The 18,683-nt window shown below is 62.6% G+C and carries 12 protein-coding genes; 6 read left to right on the top strand and 6 right to left on the bottom strand.

The genetic code is table 11. From position 1 onward, the window contains the following. The first annotated feature begins 304 nt into the window (after positions 1-304). Together murG and K1X71_05485 are read left to right on the top strand one after the other, a co-directional pair. Positions 305-1,468: an undecaprenyldiphospho-muramoylpentapeptide beta-N-acetylglucosaminyltransferase gene (gene murG / locus K1X71_05490; protein ID MBX7072580.1), complete on the top strand. Its 1,164-nt coding sequence runs from the start codon at positions 305-307 to the stop codon at positions 1,466-1,468. Positions 1,469-1,602: 134 nt separating this feature from the next. Further along, entirely contained in the window at positions 1,603-2,994 is a 1,392-nt protein-coding gene (locus tag K1X71_05485; protein ID MBX7072579.1) for an aspartate aminotransferase family protein, read from the top strand. Positions 2,995-3,014: 20 nt separating this feature from the next. On the opposite strand, the gene K1X71_05480 is transcribed toward K1X71_05485, so the two are convergent. Together K1X71_05480 and K1X71_05475 are read right to left on the bottom strand one after the other, a co-directional pair. After that, positions 3,015-4,841, bottom strand: coding sequence for a hypothetical protein (locus tag K1X71_05480; protein ID MBX7072578.1), 1,827 nt, complete (start codon positions 4,839-4,841; stop codon positions 3,015-3,017). A 273-nt stretch (positions 4,842-5,114) separates the two neighbouring features. Continuing rightward, positions 5,115-5,807: a HEAT repeat domain-containing protein gene (locus K1X71_05475; GenBank protein ID MBX7072577.1), complete on the bottom strand. Its 693-nt coding sequence runs from the start codon at positions 5,805-5,807 to the stop codon at positions 5,115-5,117. Between the two features lie 221 nt (positions 5,808-6,028). Between K1X71_05475 and K1X71_05470 the strand changes: the two genes are divergently transcribed. Further along, on the top strand, positions 6,029-7,588 hold the full coding sequence (locus tag K1X71_05470) for an ABC transporter permease subunit (GenBank protein MBX7072576.1): 1,560 nt from the start codon (positions 6,029-6,031) through the stop codon (positions 7,586-7,588). On the opposite strand, the gene K1X71_05465 is transcribed toward K1X71_05470, so the two are convergent. Both K1X71_05465 and K1X71_05460 read right to left on the bottom strand, forming a co-directional pair. Next, positions 7,561-8,634, bottom strand: coding sequence for a hypothetical protein (locus tag K1X71_05465; protein ID MBX7072575.1), 1,074 nt, complete (start codon positions 8,632-8,634; stop codon positions 7,561-7,563). The genes K1X71_05470 and K1X71_05465 overlap by 28 nt on opposite strands. Positions 8,635-8,651: 17 nt before the next feature. Then, positions 8,652-11,711, bottom strand: coding sequence for a hypothetical protein (locus tag K1X71_05460; GenBank protein MBX7072574.1), 3,060 nt, complete (start codon positions 11,709-11,711; stop codon positions 8,652-8,654). 453 nt (positions 11,712-12,164) lie between these two features. On the opposite strand from K1X71_05460, the gene mdh reads away from it, so the two are divergent. The 3 genes from mdh to K1X71_05445 all read left to right on the top strand — a co-directional run bounded on the left by mdh (position 12,165) and on the right by K1X71_05445 (position 15,727). Continuing rightward, positions 12,165-13,109: a malate dehydrogenase gene (gene mdh / locus K1X71_05455; protein MBX7072573.1), complete on the top strand. Its 945-nt coding sequence runs from the start codon at positions 12,165-12,167 to the stop codon at positions 13,107-13,109. A 394-nt stretch (positions 13,110-13,503) separates the two neighbouring features. Continuing rightward, entirely contained in the window at positions 13,504-14,256 is a 753-nt protein-coding gene (locus K1X71_05450; protein ID MBX7072572.1) for a dienelactone hydrolase family protein, read from the top strand. A gap of 175 nt (positions 14,257-14,431) precedes the next feature. After that, positions 14,432-15,727 carry an SH3 domain-containing protein gene (locus K1X71_05445; protein ID MBX7072571.1) on the top strand — a complete coding sequence of 432 codons (1,296 nt, stop codon included), beginning with the start codon at positions 14,432-14,434 and terminating at the stop codon, positions 15,725-15,727. Here the strand turns inward: K1X71_05445 and K1X71_05440 are convergent. Together K1X71_05440 and K1X71_05435 are read right to left on the bottom strand one after the other, a co-directional pair. Then, positions 15,724-16,326, bottom strand: a complete 603-nt coding sequence (locus tag K1X71_05440; protein MBX7072570.1) for a DNA-3-methyladenine glycosylase I — start codon at positions 16,324-16,326, stop codon at positions 15,724-15,726. The genes K1X71_05445 and K1X71_05440 overlap by 4 nt on opposite strands. After that, positions 16,326-18,542: a molybdopterin-dependent oxidoreductase gene (locus tag K1X71_05435; protein MBX7072569.1), complete on the bottom strand. Its 2,217-nt coding sequence runs from the start codon at positions 18,540-18,542 to the stop codon at positions 16,326-16,328. Before K1X71_05435 ends, K1X71_05440 begins: the two co-directional genes overlap by 1 nt. Positions 18,543-18,683 lie beyond the last annotated feature (141 nt).

The following is an 18,683-nucleotide window of genomic DNA, read 5'->3' as shown; positions in this document are numbered from 1 at the left end:
CGGTGTACAACCGCCTGCGGCGCTCAGGGAACACGACGGCGGTCGTCGGACGAGGCGTTCGGCGACCGCCGTTTTTTAGAGCCATGGCTACCCTCCCACTCGTTCCGCACCTGCCGTTAACCAACCACCCAGTTCTCGACGCCAGCGCGAGCAGCGGCGACCGTAGCTTGCCCGCTAAGTACCAGGCCCCGCCGAATCGTCGCAAGACGCAAAACCTTTCAACGAATACAGAATACGAATCGCGAAATTGTCATACGATGCGGTCAGGCGCGAACCCGCCTTGGCCACAGGAGTCTTGTCCATCATGGTTACCACAAAGGCTAAAAATCGAACTCCAGCGCGAGAGAACTCGCTCCGCCCCGACGCAATCCACTTTGTGCTGACGGGAGGCGGCACTGGTGGTCACCTGTACCCCGGAATCGCCGTGGCCGCTGAAATTCGCAAGCGCCTTCCCGAGGCGCGGATCACCTTTGTGGGGCGCGGCAGCGCGTACGAACGGGCTGAAATCAGCAAAGCGGGTTACGGGTTTGTGAACATCGCCGCGCGACCATTTCCTCAAAAGGCCTGGGATGCGGTGCGGTTTGTGGCTCGCCACGTCTCGTGCGTGCGTGAAGCCGCGCGGTTGCTCAAGCGCGATTCGGTGAGCGCGGTCATCGGCCTGGGTGGCTATCCGAGCCTACCGGTGGCGCGAGCTGCCGCGCTGCAGGGGCGTCCGCTTGTCCTATTGGAACAGAACGCGGTGCCGGGAAGAGCCAATCGATGGCTGGCGCCGTCGGCCGCGTTGATCTGCACGGCCTTTGAACCGCAGCGACCATGGAAGGTCGAATGCCCTGTGCAGGTTGTCGGCAGCCCAGTGCGCCGCGAGTTTCATTTATCGGAGATCGCCACGGCATCGGGCAAACGGCGGCTAGTTGTTCTCGGCGGGAGTCAGGGGGCACAAAGCCTGAACGATCAGGTTCCGAAGGCACTTTACAAGCTGGGCCCCGCGGCGCGCAAGCTGGAGATCGTGCATCAGACGGGACAGCGCGATTGCGAGACCACGCGCGAGTTGTATCGCAAGCTAGCGCTGAAGGCCGATGTGCGCCCGTTCATCGACGATTTGCCAAATGTGCTCGCGGGCGCGTCTCTGGTGGTGTGCCGCGCTGGCGGCACAACGCTCGGTGAACTGACCGCCTCGGGCGTGCCGGCGGTGCTCGTGCCCTACCCGTATGCGAGCCGCGACCATCAGACGCGCAATGCCGAGGCGCTGGAGGCAGCCGGCGCGGCGCGGGTGATTGACACACGGCATCTCAAGGGGCGGCTGGACAATCGCCTAGTTGAGGTGTTGGGGGGGGTCCTGGCCAACCGCAAGACGCTCGAAGCGATGACCGCCGCCATGCGGAAGCTGTCGCGTCCGCACGCCGCTAGCGAAGTGGCCGGGGCCGTGTGCGAGTTGGTCGCCAGCGGCTCACGGCGCCGGGCAGGATAGCGACACGGGGCGAGACAAGCCGCGGCTGGCGAGTCGCCGAGCTTCAAGCCGACGCATTTCTTAGGTCGGCGCACAAGTCTTCGTGCTATAACCGACGTTGTCGCTATCCTTCAACGCCCCCGAGATGCAACGTCATGGCGTCGACCATCAGCCCGCCGCAATTGATCTCGTACGCGCAAACGACCGAGGTCGAGTTTTTGCGACAGATCTTCGTACGCGACCAGATGGCCGAATGGGTCAAGTCGCCGCTGATCATGGGACGAGCCGAGGATGTCTACTATTGGGATCTGAGCGGCAAGCAGTACCTCGACGCATTGTCAGGCATCTACGTCGTCTCGGTGGGGCATGGCAACCCGCGCGTGATTGAGGCGATCGGCGCGCAGTTGCAAACACTGCACTTCAGTCCGCCGATGCACGGCACCAATCCGGTGGCGGTGCAACTGGCCAATCTGCTGGCCGAGCTGGCGCCGGGAGACTTGTCGACTGTGAAGTTTGAGTGCAGCGGATCGGAAGTGACGGAGGCCGCCATCAAGTTGGCGCGCCAATACCATCGGCTGACTGGTTCACCTGGACGGTATAAAATCATCAGCCGATACCAATCGTGGCACGGTTCGACAATGGGCTCGTTGTCGGCTTCGGGGCTCAAGTCGCGCAAGACCGTCAACGAGCCGTTGGCGCCGGGATTCATTCACGTCTTTCCGCCAACTTGTTATCGCTGCCCATTTGACAAGCAGCATCCCGGCTGCGGCATCACCTGCGCCAAATTGATCGAACAGGTCATCGAACAGGAAGACGCGGCCACCGTGGCGGCGGTGATGGTGGAGCCGATTGGCCACACGGGCGGCGTCATCGATCCGCCCGAAGAATATTTGCCGATGTTGCGCGACATTTGTGATCGGCATGGAGTTCTCTTGATCTTCGACGAGATCATCACCGGCATCGGCCGCACCGGTCAGATGTTCGCCGCCGAGACGTTCGATGTCGTGCCGGACGTCATCTGCACGGGCAAAGGACTGAGCGGCGGCTTTATCCCCTTGTCGGCGATGATCGTGCGGCGGCCGATCGCCGACGCGTTCTGGGGCCCGGCGACGACGAATCCGGGCTTTGTCGAAGGGCACACCTTCGAAGGACACCCAGTGGCATGCGCCGCCGGGATCGCTGTGTTACGCGAGATCGTCGAACGCGATCTGTGCGCCAACGCGCGCGAGCGCGGCGCTCAGTTGCGCGAGGGCTTTGAACGCATCGCCGCGCGGCATGGGGTAGTGGGAGACATTCGGGGCCGCGGACTGTTGCAATGTTTGGAGTTTGTCGAGGACCGCGCGACGCGGCGTGCGTTCGCAGCGGAGCGCGCATTCGGGGTGCGCGTGGGACGGCGGGCACTGGAACATGGACTATTGTGCCGCTTCGATCCGCATTGGATCGCGTTTGGTCCGCCGCTGGTGGTCACCGAAGAGCAGCTTGCGCAGATGATCGGCGTGCTCGATGCCGCTATCGGGGACGAACTGCGATCGGGCTCGCGCGGCTGACGCGCACGCGAGGACTCCGCCTACTCGTCGATTTGTGGCGCGACGAAGTGTGGGCCCTCATCGGCTGCCGGTGGCGAGTCTTCGATTGGCTCGACTACTGGCGCTTGACGCCGAGCGGGGACCGAATCGAACTCTGGCGCCGGCTCAACTACGGGCGCCGAATGGGGAGTGATATGATTCTCTGGCGTCGCGCTGAAATCTAGCTCAGGCGCGGTCGATTCTGCTGGGTTAACAAGCGGATCGGCGGGCGCCGAGGCGCGGCGCTTGGCCGAATCCTGCCGACGACGTTGTTCCAACATGGCGCCGAGCGAGCGGCGCTGTTGCCATTGCCGTGCTCGCGCCTCGGCAGCGGATGGCTGCTTGGGGGGTTGCTCGGCGGCGCGAAGGCGATTGCGTTTGGGGTCTATCGCACGGCGGTTGGGTCGGGTTTCGGCCTTGTTCGCTTCGACCTGGCGGCGTTTGGCGGCCACTTGCGGAACCGATCTGGGTTTCTCGGCCGCGAGGGGGGCGGGTTCGCTCGGCGCGATGGAGTCATCGGCGCCGGCGATCTGAGAAGGTGGATCGAGCGGCTTATAGCGGCGGCGATCGTAGATCACCAGCGCATGGATGGCGTGGCCCAAGGGGCCAATTTCCCATTGGCGCTGCTCGCCAGCGGCCAGGATGGAGCTGAGGTAGTGAACCGCGCGAACGACTTGCGGATGGTCGAGTTGATCGGAAGGGAGCGAGTAGACAAGCCATTCCAGAATATGGCCGGTGGTTTGCAGGCGGCGATCAAGGTCGTTCTTGGCCTCGCGGCGACGGAACCACTCGGTGCTAAAGCTGCCATCGCTATTCTGCAGCGCGAGCGTGTAATGATGGTAGTCGTTGAGGTATTTCTCGGCGCGGGCCCACTCGCCGTCGATCGACTTGCCTTCGCGGCGACGATTGCGGACCGCGTACGCCAGTGCGGTGAGCCGGTGCGTGCCGCCGCAAGCCGCGTTGCTCAAGATTGGCGATGCAATCTCGTCGTGGATGATGCGCGGCAGCGACCACGTGTCGCCTCGAAAGTTCTTCCAGGTGATGTCAGTGTCGCAATAATGCGCGAAGCTGATGAGCTTGAAGGTCAACTCCATACCGTTGTCGCAGGTCCACTTCTCAGTCTCCATCAGGTCGCCGAGCGTGTATTGGCGATCGCCAACGGTGAGCGGTTGTGCGAGCGGCACTTCGCACTGCGCAAGAATCGCCAGCAATTGCGCGTAATGACCCTGCACGTAGGGACCCTTGCGAGCGTTGACGCGGCCGCGGTCGTTGAACAAGAGGGTCAGGCCTTTGCAGGCGCCATTGTGGCAAACATAAGGGATGGCAGGCGTAGTGCGAGTCCGGGAACCGCCGTGAAGCACCTCGGTGGCGTCGCCATAGGCGATGATGGCGTGCATCATCTCCCAGGGAGTGTGATCACGCGTGTTCAGCCGCCGAAAATAGTAGCGGCCAAGCACATTTCGCACGCGTTCGCGGAGCGCTTCTTGTTGTGAACTGAGGGGCGCTAAGGGGAGATTATCTTCTGGATCGACAGCGGCGGGCGCAGAAAGTGGAGTGAACTCGGATTCGGCCACCGCTTCCAACGCCAACGGGGCGAGCGAATCGCCGATGTCGGGCGCAGCTTCCAAAAGCTGTTCGCCAACCGAGTTTTCTTTTGCCGGCGGCAGCGCGGCCACACGCACGATGTGTGGCGCGATCAGGCCGCCCACCGCGTCGGACTGGGCCGTGATGCGGTCCGCATCGCTCACTTCGGCCACGACCGCCAGCGGGCAAAGCGACGCCGCCAGCCAAATTAGAGTCAATCGGAACACGCGATGCTGCTTGCGCATGATGGATTTTGTCGGTTGGCCGCGCGGACGAACGCGCGACATGGAGAAACTGTCAAAGCTGCGAAGTTTGGCCGTACTTTACGACTGCCGCAGTCGCGGCGCCCGACCGACCAATTGATCCGAAGTAGCAATGGTATCGGTCAGTCCAGCGTCGCTTTTCCATTGAGCGGCGACTGCTCCTTGCAGTCGGGCATGCCGTCATGGTTTGACAGCACTTTTTCTGGGAAACGGCCTCAAGCTCCCCGCAAGCGACGAAATCCGCACCATGCCAGATCAATAAAGGAAGCGGCGGATTCGACCGGCGATTGATTCCTCTCGGGGCGCGCCTCCCTGCACAAAGCTGCGCCAGGCGTTGACATCGTCGCCAAAGCTCTTGCCGGTGACGCTCTCCAAGGAGCGCACGGCGCGCCATTGCATGGCGGGGCTGGGATCTTCCAAGGCTGGCGCAATAGCGGCGACTGTCGCGGGGTCTTTAACTTGCGCCAGGGCGCGCAAGGCCGCGAGGCGCACATCGGAATCCTGCTCGCCGCGGATGACATCTCCCAGCACCTTGGCTGCGTCGGGACCGCCACGGCGCCCCCAGGCCTCGCAGCAGGCCATGCGAATGTCGCGGTCGGAATCTTGCATCGCCGCATAGAGCGCAGCGCCGGCCGGGAGCGTGGGGAAGTTGCCTAGCGTGCGAAGCAGTTCAATCCGCACGAGTAGATCGGGTTCGTGGTTGAGAACACGGACCAGCTCTTCCGACTTTTGCTGTTGATCGGCGGCCGGCATCTCGGCGGCTTGTTTCGCCAGATTGCGCAGCTCCTCAATCCGTTCGGCGGGGGTGGGGGTTTGCGCCTGATCGGAGGTCTTGGCAAAAGGCAGACTCCAATTCGATTTCTCTCCGGCGCCGGCGCAGCCAACCAGCCAAAGCGCGCCACCGCACAGCGAGATGGAAGTGAATCGAAATGCGATACCGCGTACCACGCGCGGAATCTCCCTGGCGCCTGCGAGAAAAAAGCGGGCGGACTATAACAATCGTGGCGGTGGCGGCCAAGTGAGAATCGGCGGCGCGCGAGGCCGACTATATGGCAGAATGGGGGAACGGCGCAAGTCGGCGATGCGCGATCGAACAAAAGAACGTAATTGGGCGAACCACAATTTATCTATCACGGCGATTGATTTGGTTGACGTTGACGTTTGCGCCCATGGCCGTCTGGCCGCTCTGGATTACCGATCCGCGGCTGCGCGGATTGGCGATCAACACGCTGGCGCTTTCGGCGAGCAGCGCGGTAATCGCCGGCGCGATGGGCGTGCCGCTCGCGTTGTTCTTGACCCGGATTGACCTGCCGCTGCGGCGTGTGGGCCTGGCGCTGGCGGCGTTGCTATTGTTTATGCCGCTGTATTTACATGCCGCCGCCTGGCAAGCGGGATGGGGAGTGCAGGGCGCACTGTTACCGCTGGTGGGGAGCCAGCCACTTATTGCCGGTTGGTTTGGCGCAATTTGGATTCACGCGGTGGCAGGTGTGGGCTGGGTGACATTGATCGCGGGCGCCGGGTTTCTGTCGGTCGAGCGCGAATTGGAAGAAGACGCTCTACTCGATATGCCGGCAACACGGGTGGTGATGCAGGTCACGCTGCGGCGCGCATGGCCAGCCATATTGATCGCACTGTTGTGGGTGATGATCGCCACGGCCGGCGAGATGACCGTGACCAATTTGTTTCAAGTGCGGGTTTTTAGCGAAGAGCTGTATACACAACTGTCGCTGGGCGAAGGATGGGGAGAGATTGCGCTGACCGGCCTGCCGGTGCTGCTCGTCACAACGGCGCTGGTGGTGGCGACATTGTGGGCAGTGCGACGCTTGCTGCCTGCGCTGCTGGCGACCGGAAACACGCCGCTTTTGTGGCCCGTGGGGGGAGCACGCGGCGGGTTGACCGCGGTGATGCTGGCGATCTTGCTGCTGCTGATTGGCGTGCCGCTTGGGAGCTTGTTGATCAAGGCCGGATTGACCATCGAAGCGGGAAGTACTGGCGAGCGGATACGGGGCTGGTCGGCCTGGAAATGTGCCCAATTAATCGTCTCCAGTCCCTGGCAATTTCGGCGCGAGTTTGGTGGGTCGATGGTGTTGGCGATCGCATCCAGCGTGATCTCGATGGCGCTGGGCGCCGCACTGGCTTGGTGGGCCGCTCGGCGTCCGCGCGCGCGGTGGGCCGTGCTGGCCGTGGTGGCCATTTGCCTGGCGACGCCGGCGCCGGCCGCGGGACTGGCGATCATCTGGCTATTCAACTGGCCGAGCTGGGCGGCAGTGCATTGGCTGTACGATCAAAGCATTGCTCCGCCCACGCTGGCGCTTGTGGTGCGGGAGACGCCCATCGTGACGCTGATCCTGTGGCACGCACTGGCGCGCGTGCCACGACCGCTTTGGGAACAAGCCGCGTTAGATGGCTTGGGCCGCTGGACGGTGCTGACTCGCTTGATCGCGCCGCGGGCGTGGCGGGCGCTGCTCGCGGCCTGGATCGCGGCGATGGTGCTGGCGCTGGGCGACCTCGCCGCGACGATTCTGGTCTTGCCGCCCGGCGTGGAAACCATCGCACTGCGGATGTTCGAGCGATTGCACTACGGCGCCGAGGACCAGGTAGCGGGAATCAGCCTGGCGCTAGTGGGCCTGGTGGGCCTGGCGGGCTGGGTCGTGGCGCGCTTGTTGAGCGCGCCGATGGGACAGCGAACCGCTGAGCGAAGTCAACGAGCCCAGCGCGAGTTGGCGTAGCGGCTTTTGAGCGTTTCTTGCGCCTCGGCGGCGCGCGCCGGATCACCGGCTTCCGACCAGAGTTCAGAGAGGTTCTTGAGGGCCTCGGCATGCGGCACGCTTTCGGCGGCAAAGAGCACGTCGACATGCAAAAATGCGAGCAGCGCGTCTTTGGGTTTGTCCGCCTTGCGCAGACATGCGCCCAAGGCGTTGTACGCGCGGGCCAAGACATCCGTCTGGTCGGGGTTGGTTTGGTCAATGATCTGTTCGGCGAGTTGCCTTCCTTCGTCCGCGCGATCGAGACCAGCCAAGCACACCGCTTTGCCAAGTTCAGCGATCCGCTTTTGCCGCGCGACGCTTGGAGTTGCGTCGACGGCCAGCGCGATGACAGCGTCGTATGCCGCCAGCGCCTCGGACCACTTGCCTTGAGCCAAGAGCGACCCCGCGCTGCCGATGCGGGCGCGCATGCGCGCCTCGTTGGACGTCGCCAGCTTTTCGACCATGGAATAGTGCTGCGCGGCCAAATCGGGCCGATCGATGGCGGTGAGCAAATCACCCAGCACTTCGTGCGCTTCGAGAAGGTGGTAGTTGTCTTTGTATTTCTGGGCGAAGTCGCGCATTTGTTTTCCGGCCGCCAACAGATCTCCTTGCCCAGCCAGCGCGCGGCGCGAAGCAGCATAGGCTTGCCAGAAGCGCGCGTCTTGCTCGACATGCGGATTTGCCGCCAGGTTGGTGTCGGCCAGCACCTTGTCGAGCGAGCGCAGGGCTTCGTCGAAGCGGCCGCCGCGGGCCGCTGCGCGGGCCACGTTCAACTGCGGCGGTTCGGCGTTGAATTTGATCGAATCGATCTCGTGCAATGGAATCGTCTGCGGCTCGCCGGAGGCGGGCTTGATCGTCACTTGCTGCGGCGACATGCCTTCGATCACACCGTTGATTGTGTTGCCTTTGGTGGTGCGGATCGCGTCGAGGGCGCGGCACGGCGACGTGCTTGCCATGGCCAACAACAGCGCGCAACCAGTTGCGACCACGATTCGTCGAGCATTCGGCAATGTAGTACGCGTCACCATGATCGTTCCTCTGATCGTCATTCAGCGGATTGTGGCAGGCTGCGCGCTGTGCTGTCTGGCGGAAGCGACGGCAACCCACTTGGAGTGCGTCCGGCGGCGCGTTGCACATCGCGCAACAATTGGTCGTATTTGGGGCGCCAGTTCGGTCCCCCCAGTTCAGCGTCGAGACTGTAGTTGGAATGAATTAAGCGTTCGACGGCGAGCAGTCCGTCGGCCTGTTCGGCGCCGGTGCGCGAAAGCGCCAGCCGGTAGCTGCACTCGGCGACAAGGTAGCGCGCCTCCTCATACGCTTCCTTTTGCGCGGGCAGGCGTCGCAAACGACTCGCGATGCCGTTGAAGCCCCAGATCTCTGGGACATTGGGCGATTTGTCTCCACGAATCGCCTGTTGATAGCGCTTGCCGTCGAATGCGCCCCAGGCCTGAAAGACGCGAGCGGCCTCGAATTGCACATCGAGCACGCTGGGATTGGACTTCAGGATTTCGCGCAATTGCGTGATGGCGCCTTCCCATTCCTGTGCGCCACGCAGACAGCGCGACAGGCGCAGCCGAATTGCCAGGATGCTGGACGCCAGCTTGTCATCCTTGGTGGCGCGATCGAGCAGCTTGGCGTAGGCCATGGCGCCTCGCTCATAGTACTTCTTGGCCTCGGCGCTCTTCTTGGGATTCTGCGCCAGCGCGTCGCCTAGTCGATTGCATGTCTCGCCAATCCAGTTGAGAGTTGCGAGGGACTTCGCCTCTTGCTTAACCACGCGGTCGATGAAGAGCTGGAAAGCCGACAACACTTTGGCGAGTTGAACACTGTCGCCGGTCGCTTCGAGCGACTTGACCTGCTGCTCCAGTTCGCGTCCCAGACCAACATAGATCGCAGTGAGCGATTGTTCCGCGTCGGGCTTGTCGGCGTATTGCTCATCGAGCTGCGACATGATTTTTTCGGCCTGCTCAATACGCTCGGCGCCGACGTATGCGCGAAGCGCCGTCTTGAGCGCTTCGCCCGCATAGGGACCACGGCTGACCAGTGGATCTTTGGCCGCGACCAGCGCCAGCGGACCAGTCTCTTTTCGTTCGAGGATCGCCAGCGCCTGATCGTATTTGCCTTGGACATTAAGAATTTGAGCCAGCGTCAGCTCAGCAGCGAGCAAGCTGTAGCTCGGCGCGCCCTCCCGCGAGCGCGCTTGAGTCACGGATTTGTCGAGTAGCGACTGAGCGTCGGCGAGGAGCTTGTCCATTTCGGCGGCGGAGGCGGAACGCGGGTCGTTCTTGCCAGCCAGTTCCAGATAGCGTCCCCAAAGCGCTTGGCCCTGCTTTAAGTCGGCCTCGGCGCGACCGGGCGAATCGGCCGGGATGCGAGCGAGATAGGTGTTGGCCATTTCGACATTGCCGGCCCGCAGCGCCACCTCGGAGAGGATCATCCATGCCTCGGCCGCCTCGGGCTCTTGCGGCCAGGTGGCGCCGATGTGCTCGGCAATGGCGGTCATATAGCGTAGTTCCGCCTCTCGCTGGTTGGCTGGCTGCGCGTTGTACGCTTCCAGGTAGGATGCCAGCGCGATTTTGGCCGCCGAGCGAGCCAAGGACGAGTCGGTGCGATGCCGCGCGACGAACTCCGCAGCTACGGCAGCGTCGTAATGGCGTTCCGCCAAAAAAAGACTATAGGCAAGCAAATATTGGGCTTCGGCCATGCCGTCTGGTTGGGTGTCGGCGTCGCGCAGTTCCAGCGCGCGGCGCAAGTTGCTTTCGGCGCGTTGGACGGCGCTGGCGAACGAGCGGCGGAGCTCGCTTAGCTTGGTGGCGTCGGCATCACCCGATTGCGCCTCGTGAATTTGTTGTTCGAGCGAGCCGGCTTCGTCGAGCGCCGCTCTGCCTTCGTTGAGGGCATCCGCAAACGTGGTTGGCGATTCAGGGGCCGCCACTTTGCGCAGTTGTGTCAATAACTGTCGCGCCGCGTCTTGGTGCTCGCCGGGATAACGGGCAACGTCGGCGGCAAGCCGAGCGGCCTCTTTCAAGTCGTCGTCGCTGGCGCGCGCATAGTCTTTGTTCTTCTTTTGCGCGGCAGCGCGGCGCCGACGAGCGTCGGCCGCATACCAGGCGATTGCCAGCCCGTCACTGGTGTGTTGCTCGGCGCGACTGGCTTGCTGCAGCCATCTCTGACTTGCTTCAATCGCCTTGTCGAACTGGTGGTCTTTGTCGCCAAGCCAAGCGGCGAGCGCAATGGGCAGCGTCTTGTCTGCCAGCGGACGCAGTTCGGGCGAGGTGGCCGCCTGCTGGAGCACTTCTTCCAGACAGGCCAGCGCTTCGGCTTGCTTTCCCAGTTCGAGCAGCGCTTGGCCTTGATACAGTCGCGCGTAGAGCGCGACCAGATATTGGTTGAATTTCTTGTGAATCTCGCCGTACTTGAGAGCGGCCTGTTCCAGCAGTTTGCGGCCAGCCTCGGATTTGGAGTCTTGCGTCTTGGCTTGCTCGGCCAGTACGGTGGCGGCAAACATCTGCGCTTGGATCAAATTGACGCGCGCGCGATCGCGAGCATCAATCTGCGGGCGATCGGCCGGATCGATCGCCTTGGGGAACTTGTTGAACTCGGCGCCAAACTTTCCTTCCGCCTCGCCAAGGACTCGCTGGGCTTTGAGTAGCCAGTCGCCAGCGCGCTTCATCGATTCGGCGCGTTTGGCGACCTGCGACGGACGGTTGGCTGCGGCGATCTCGCTGCGGGCGCGTTCGATATAGACATTGCCCAATTGCAGTCGCGCTTCGCTGGCCAATGGGTCATCGCCCCGCGCGGCAATAAACGCGTCTAAGCGCTGTTGTGCTTCGTCGAGTTTGCGGCTACGGGCCGCGGAGTCGCGGAGGTTGCCCGCCTCGTCGAGCAGCACACGTCCTTCTTCAAACGGTATGCGAGTTTTGTCCGCTTCGCTGACCCGCGGATTGGTTCTCGACTGATCGAGATAAGCCATGGCCATGTCGTACAGTTGGCGGCGGCGTAGCCCATCGACAAAGGCTTGAAACGGCTCGCCAGCAACGGTGGTTCGGCAACAGGCGAGCATCAGGCCCGCCCCAATCGCCAACCGCGCCAGCGTGAAACCCATGGGCTTGTACCGTAGAGGTTTCGCAAGCCTTTGAGGCGCAGCCGACTGCCGCGCGATATTCGATTTGCTTGCGAACGAACTAAATAAAAAGGGGCACAAAGTTTACGGTATCGGCGCATGGGATTAGGGGCAAGCAATCGGTCGGCGGACGCAGGCGCAATCGGCCGAGTGAGCTGGTCACTTTCGGCACAAACTGCACAAACCGGGGGAGTGGCAAGCGCTTGCGTGCCGGGAGCGGCCTGACATGACCGCAATGCTGGCCTGGAATGAATCCCTGCATTTGCCAGCGTAAACCCTTATGCGCACAGGCCATCAATGGTCTGATCGCAGCCTTGCGGCACTTGACGACAGGGCTGAGGCGCCGATATTTAGCTCTTTACCCCTATAGCTGCCAAAGTCGTCGTCATAGCCCGAGACGACCGTGCAAGCAGCGATTGAGAGGACCAGCCAACTATGCGGCGAGCGAAGATCACGATTGTAGGCGCTGGCAACGTCGGCGCGACCACGGCCCACTGGTGCGCTGCCGCGGAACTGGGCGACATTGTGCTGGTCGACATTCCCCAGACAGAGAACATGCCCGCCGGCAAGGCGCTCGATTTGATGCAGGCGTCGCCGATCATGGGCTTCGATTCGCGGGTGACTGGCGCCACCAGTTACGAGCCGACGGCCGACAGCGATGTGGTGGTGATCACGGCCGGCATCCCGCGCAAGCCGGGCATGAGCCGGGACGACCTATTGGCGACTAACGCCAAGATCATGGGCTCGGTGGCGAGCGAGATTAAGAAGTCCAGTCCCAAGGCAGTGATTATCGTGGTCAGCAATCCGCTGGACGCGATGGTGCAGCGGGCGCTGCAGGTGAGTGGTTTTCCGCCGCAGCGCGTGCTTGGCCAGGCGGGCGTGCTCGATACAGCGCGCTATCGCACCTTCTTGGCGATGGAACTAGGGGTCAGCGTCGAAGATATTTCGGCGCTACTCATGGGTGGTCACGGCGATACGATGGTGCCGATCCCCAGTTGCACCTCGGTGGGCGGCATTCCGGTGACGCAGTTGATCAAGCCGGAGCGGTTGGCGGAAATTGTGCAGCGGACGCGCGACGGGGGGGCCGAGATTGTCGGGCTGCTGAAGACCGGCAGCGCGTATTACGCTCCGGCGGCGGCGACCACGCAGATGGTGGAAGCGATTGTGCGCGACAAGAAGCGGTTGATTCCGTGCGCCGCCTACTGCGACAAGGAGTATGGAGTGGGCGGCTACTATGTGGGCGTGCCGGTGGTGCTGGGAACCGGGGGCGTCGAAAAGATCGTGGAATTGAAACTCACCGACAGCGAGCAAGCCGCGTTTCAGAAGAGCGTGGACGCGGTCAAGTCGTTGGTTGCCAAGATGGCGGAACTGGTAACCTAGCGTGTTAGCGTAGCTCGCCCAGCTTCTCACGCGCCTTGATTGGCGCGATCGTCGGTTTCTGACGTTGACTTCGACTTTGGCTCTCGAATAAAGTCCGGCCCGACTGCCGCCATATGATTGAAACCGAAGAATCACCGATTGAGTCAAATTGGGCGTTGCCGCGCATGGCAGGCAACGCATGGATTCGAGCATCGATGACGGCGAGGTGGAACCTGCTGTTGCAACAAGTTTTGCAGGAAGTGGGAAACACCCTCGCGTGATTGTCGAATCGCATGAGATCAGAATCTTGTCTGAGCTCCCCGGCGGAACTTGCGCTGGGGACGCCGCGAAAACTCGTGGCGCTCATCGTTCGACCTTTCTCGCAACGCCGTAGGCGCCAGGAGATCAATACACCGTGAATCGATTGCCGCAGCTTTTGTCATCGACCGATTGGGTAGATACCTCGGCCGCGCCCCATGCCGGCGAGGTGGGTTCGGCGAAGTTCAGCACCGATCGTGAGACGCCGGCGGCGCTTTTCATGCCGCTGCACTACGAGCCTAACTACGCCTACCCGCTATTGGTTTGGCTGCACGGCCCGGGCGAGAGCGAGCAGCAACTCAAGCGAATTATGCCGCTGGTGAGCATGCGCAACTACGTGGCCGTGGCGCCGCGCGGCGTGACCACTGAGCCCCTGAACCGGCAGGGATGGTCGTGGCCCACTAGCGCTGGCGCCGAGGCGAGCTTGGAACAACGGGTATGGCAAGGCATCATGCTAGCGCGGAGCCGAGCCAACATCTCCAAGCGACGCATCTTCATTGGCGGATTCGGGACCGGCGGCACCGCCGCGCTGCGCTTGGCGATGCGGTTTCCGGAGCGCTTTGCCGGAGTCTTGAGCTTGTGCGGATCGTTTCCGCAGGGGGGCAATCCGCTGAGTCGATTAGATCGCGCCCGCCGCGTGCCAATTTTTCTGGCGTGCGGTCAGGAGGCGCCCCGTTACGCGCAAGATCAGGTTTGCCAGGATTTGCGGTTGCTCCACACCGCCGGCATGACTGTCTCGTTGCGAGTTTATCCGGGCGGCGACGAGATTTGCAGCCATATGCTGCCCGATATGGATCGCTGGATGATGGAGCAGATATTGGGCCCACAAACAGCGGCCAGCGCCGTGTAGCCGCCTCAATCAGCCGATGGCGGCGCTAGCCTCCTTTGTCTGTATTGCCCCGCCGCCACACGCTCCGTCGTTTATCGGCGAATTGATCTTGTCTCTCCATGCGCGGATACGTTAGAAGCTCGCAGCTTGGGCTCTTGCCGCATGGCCAAGGGTTTGCATCGTTGCGGAGTCGCACGTGCTGCATCGCAGGGAAAGCGTCAGAAACACGCTCTTGATCCTCATCGCCGCGTTGTTGAGTTGCGCGGGGGCGGATAGAGCGCGCGCGGACGACGGCATGCCATACGTGGCGTACATCAATGCCGATGAGGTGTTTGTGCGCAGCGGACCGGGCAAGAATTTCTATCCCACGCAGAAACTCGAGCGCGGCGCGCGGATCGAGGTGTACCGCCACGATCCGGGAGGATGGTTCGCCATTCGGCCGCCCGAAAAGAGCTTTTGTTGGATTTCGGAAGAGTTTTTGGAGCCCGACGACAGCGGCTTGGCGCGGGTGTTGGGCGATCGCGTGATCGTGCGCGTCGGCAGTCAGTTCTCCGACGTGCGCGACGTGATTCAATTGCGTCTGGGGCTTGGCGACGAGGTCGAACTGATCGATGACGAGCCGGCGCGATCAATCCCCAACGCGCCGGGTTGGTACAAGGTGGCGCCGCCGGCGGGGGAGTTCCGCTGGGTGCATGGGCAATTCGTGGCGCGCGATCTGGAAGAGACTATTCCGGGGCGCGTGGCGACGATTGGGCAACCTCAGTTCAATGAAGAGGCGGAGCGCATACCCGCAACCGTTCAAGACAGCGCCGCCGCCAAGGGTGACGGCGGTGACTGGCGAGCGCGCAGCCGTAGGCCGCCGCAAAGTCCAGCGGACACCAATGTCGCTCCCAATTTAGCGGACACAGCGACGACGACCCCGCCCGAAGCAGCGAGTGAGGTCATCGGCGCCTCAAGTGACGACCAACGCGAACGCGAATTGGCGGCAATCGAACTCGATTTGTCGGCAATGTTGGTCGCAGATCCAAGCGTGTGGAGATTCGACGAATCGCTCGCCCGCGCCAATGCGCTGTTGGCGAGCGGCGCATCGGGCTTGGAACGCGGGCGCGCACGGCTATTGATCAACAAGATCGAGAAATTCGCCGAGATCAAACGCCGGATGGATTCGATCGCCGTAGCGCCGCCCAACGATCGTGGCCGCGCGCGCGCGATGGACGCTGGGACGTTGCTGGGCGAAACGCGCGACGATTTTGATGGAGTGGGACGGTTGGCGCGGATCGAATCGCCGCCGGCCGGTATGCCGGGGTATGCGCTCACCGACACTACAGGACAGATCCGCTGCTTTGTGACTCCGGCGCCGGGCGTGAATCTGCGGCACTATCTGGGCAAAGAAGTTGGCATCAGCGGCAATATCGGCTTTATGCCGGAACATGATCGGCAGAATCTCACAGCGCGGCGGATCGTGCCCTTGGAGCAACCGCTGGTGCGTTAGCCGCGCGGCGGCATTTTGCGCCTGCCGACTTCGGCGTGACGAAAGCAGTCGACGAGATGATCGTTCACCATACCGGTGGCCTGCATCAGCGCATAGCAAATCGTGCTGCCGACGAAGCGAAACCCTCGCCGCTTTAGCTCCTTGCTCATCGCGTCCGATTCGCAAGTCTGGGCAGGGACTTCGCGAATGGTTCGCCAATGATTGCTCCGCGGCTGACCGCCCACAAATTGCCACAAGTAGTCGCTCAATGTGCGACCTTCTTCGCGCAATCGCAAATACGCTTGCGCGTTGCCAATGGCGGCGGCGATCTTGAGCCGGTTGCGGACAATGCCGACATCCGCCAAGAGCGAGTTGATTTTGCGCTGATTGTAACGGGCAATGCGCCGCGGATCGAACTGATCGAACGCGCGGCGATAGTTCTCGCGCTTGGCGAGGATCGTCTCCCAACTGAGCCCGGCCTGCGCGCCTTCGAGGATGAGAAACTCGAACAGGCGCCGCTCGTCGTAGAGCGGCAAGCCCCACTCGCTGTCGTGATAGAGGACGCTGTTGTCGGTACGCGCCCAAGGGCAGCGCGTGAGTTGGCGAGGCGCGCGCGGCATCAGGTGGTCGCCACCAACGGATCAGCGGCGGATTGGCCTTCGTCGCTGGCGGCACGCGCGGCGGCGCGGAGCCGCACAGGCACGGCGTTGAGAATCGATTGCCCCACCACCGACTCAACGCGCTGATCGTCGGTCCAGTCGTTTGCGGATACGCCCGCGTGCTGACCAGCCGTCTTTTGCCATTCGGCCGCCGGGGCGTGTCCCCAACCATGAGGCAGGCTGACGACGCCGGGGCGCATTTCGTCGGTTAGCTTCACAGTGACATGGCCGCGGTGCGTGCGACTCTCCAGCACGGCCAGATCGTCATCCCGCACGTTGGCACGGGCGGCATCGTCGGGGTGGACATAGAGCACACAGCGTTCGCGGCCGGCGACAAGTTCCGGCACATTGTGCATCCACGAGTTGTTGCTGCGCAGATCGCGACGGCCAATCAAAAGCAACTCATCGGCGGATGGCGGCGCGTCTGCGAGTTCGCGAGCAAGGCCGTCCATCGCGGCCAACAATGGCGCGGCGTCGAGGTGCGCCTTGCCGTCTTTGTGCGTGACGCGGTGAGCAAGGCCAGGCTCAAGCGGCCCGAAGTCGAGGCCATGCTCGGCGCGACGCAACTTTTTGAGGTTCAACCCTTTCGACCACGGGAGATATCGATCACCGTGCGGACCGAGTCGCAACAACAGATCGGCCATCTGCTCGGGACGCCAACGCAAGCCCACGCGTCGCGCGGCGCGATAAGCAGCGTCGAGAAGCGGCATGCCAGTTGGCCCCCCGCCGAGGCGGTAGCATAACTCGAGCAGAATTTCCCAATCGGTGAGTTCGCCCGGGGACTGTTCGAGAACTGGCGGCGAGATGCGTGCCACGTTGCGCACGGCAACCGAGCCAGAAATCAGGTCGATGTGATCTTCCACCATGCCCCAGGCGGACGGCAAGATGATGTCGGCGTGGCGTGTGGTTTCGTTGATGTAGAGATCGACCGAAACCATGAAGTCCAATTTGCCGAGCGCTCGCGCCATGCGAGGTCCGTTGGGGCTCGACAGCACCGGATTGCCGGCCACCGTGACCACACCGCGAACCTGACCGACGCCGGGAGTTTCGATCTCCTCGGCCAAGACGGAGGTGGGGACTTCGCCCAGTGTCTCGGGCAATCCACGGACGCGACTTTTCCAACGCGCGTGGCCATCGCCATTGAGCTTGAGCGCGGGAGCAATATCGAAAGCGGGGATGTTGAACATCCAGCCGCCAATCGCCCCGAGTCGGCCCGCCGCCAGATTAAGTAAATCAGTGGCAAAGGTCGCCAGCGTGGAATGGGGACTGACGCAAACGCCCATGCGGGTATAGCAGACCGAACTCGGCGCTGCTGCGAATTCGCGGGCCAGTCGGCGAATGATTTCGGCAGCGACGCCAATGTGCGGCGCCACGCGCTCCGGGGTGAAGGCTCCGAGCCGCGACTCGACTTGCTGCCAGCCAATGGACAATTGGTTGATCGCCTGGCGGTCAATCAAGTTTTCTTCCACCAACGTTTGAGTCATTGCCAGGAGTAGCGCCGCGTCGCCGCCGGGGCGTATCGAAATATGCTCGTCGGCGTCACGGGCGGTTTCCGTGCGGCGCGGGTCGATCACCACAAGTCGGCCGCCGCGCTCGCGCAGCTTCTTGAGGCGCGAGCGAACATCGGGCGCAGTGAACACGCTGCCGTTCGACACACGTGGATTGGCGCCAATGCACAAAAAATACTGGGTGCGATCGATATCGGGCACTGGCAGCGCCAGCGAGTTGCCATAGACGTAGTACGACGCGGCGAAGCGGGGCGCGGTGTCTTGCGAGCTGGCGCTCATGTTATTGCGCGTGCCAAGCGCCTTCACCAACCCAGAGCGAATCAGCAGAATGCCGTGGCTGTGGACGATAGGGTTTCCCATATAGAGGGCGACCGCATCGGCGCCGTATTGGCTGCGAATCGCGCGCAGTCGGTCGGCCGTGATGGAAAAGGCGTCGTCCCACGAAATAGGTTCAAATGCGCCGCTGACAGTGCGGCGCATTGGCACACGGAGGCGATCGGGATCGTTGTGGATGGCGCCGATCGCGACTCCCTTGGGGCAAACGTAGCCCCGCGACAGGGGATCGTCCTCATCGCCTCGGACCGCCACGATCCGATTGTCGACGACTTCAAAGGCCAGCCCGCAGGCGGCCTCGCAAAGCGTGCAAGCCCGATATACCGTGCGCGACATGGGTGCGCCTCCGCTGGTGGGGGCAATACGGTGACGATTGTAACATGTGAGCGTAAAAGTCACGTTTTTTTCTGACTGCCGGCGTGTTCTAGGGGGAGGGAGTATAGTTTCAGGTACGCGCCAGGCTATGGATATCGAGGT

The sequence above is a fragment of the Pirellulales bacterium genome, assembly GCA_019694455.1.
Lineage (GTDB): Bacteria > Planctomycetota > Planctomycetia > Pirellulales > JAEUIK01 > JAIBBY01.
Note: the sequence above shows the minus strand (reverse complement) of the source record. Positions and strands in the feature narration are given on the sequence as shown.

Bases quoted from the DNA above. Each gene is read 5' to 3' on its own strand.
- mdh (MBX7072573.1), top strand. From the start codon at position 12,165: ATGCGGCGAGCGAAGATCACGATTGTAGGCGCTGGCAACGTCGGCGCG.
- K1X71_05435 (MBX7072569.1), bottom strand. From the start codon at position 18,542: ATGTCGCGCACGGTATATCGGGCTTGCACGCTTTGCGAGGCCGCCTGC.
- K1X71_05460 (MBX7072574.1), bottom strand. From the start codon at position 11,711: ATGGGTTTCACGCTGGCGCGGTTGGCGATTGGGGCGGGCCTGATGCTC.
- K1X71_05470 (MBX7072576.1), top strand. From the start codon at position 6,029: ATGGCCGTCTGGCCGCTCTGGATTACCGATCCGCGGCTGCGCGGATTG.
- murG (MBX7072580.1), top strand. From the start codon at position 305: ATGGTTACCACAAAGGCTAAAAATCGAACTCCAGCGCGAGAGAACTCG.
- K1X71_05440 (MBX7072570.1), bottom strand. From the start codon at position 16,326: ATGCCGCGCGCGCCTCGCCAACTCACGCGCTGCCCTTGGGCGCGTACC.
- K1X71_05480 (MBX7072578.1), bottom strand. From the start codon at position 4,841: ATGCGCAAGCAGCATCGCGTGTTCCGATTGACTCTAATTTGGCTGGCG.
- K1X71_05465 (MBX7072575.1), bottom strand. From the start codon at position 8,634: ATGGTGACGCGTACTACATTGCCGAATGCTCGACGAATCGTGGTCGCA.
- K1X71_05485 (MBX7072579.1), top strand. From the start codon at position 1,603: ATGGCGTCGACCATCAGCCCGCCGCAATTGATCTCGTACGCGCAAACG.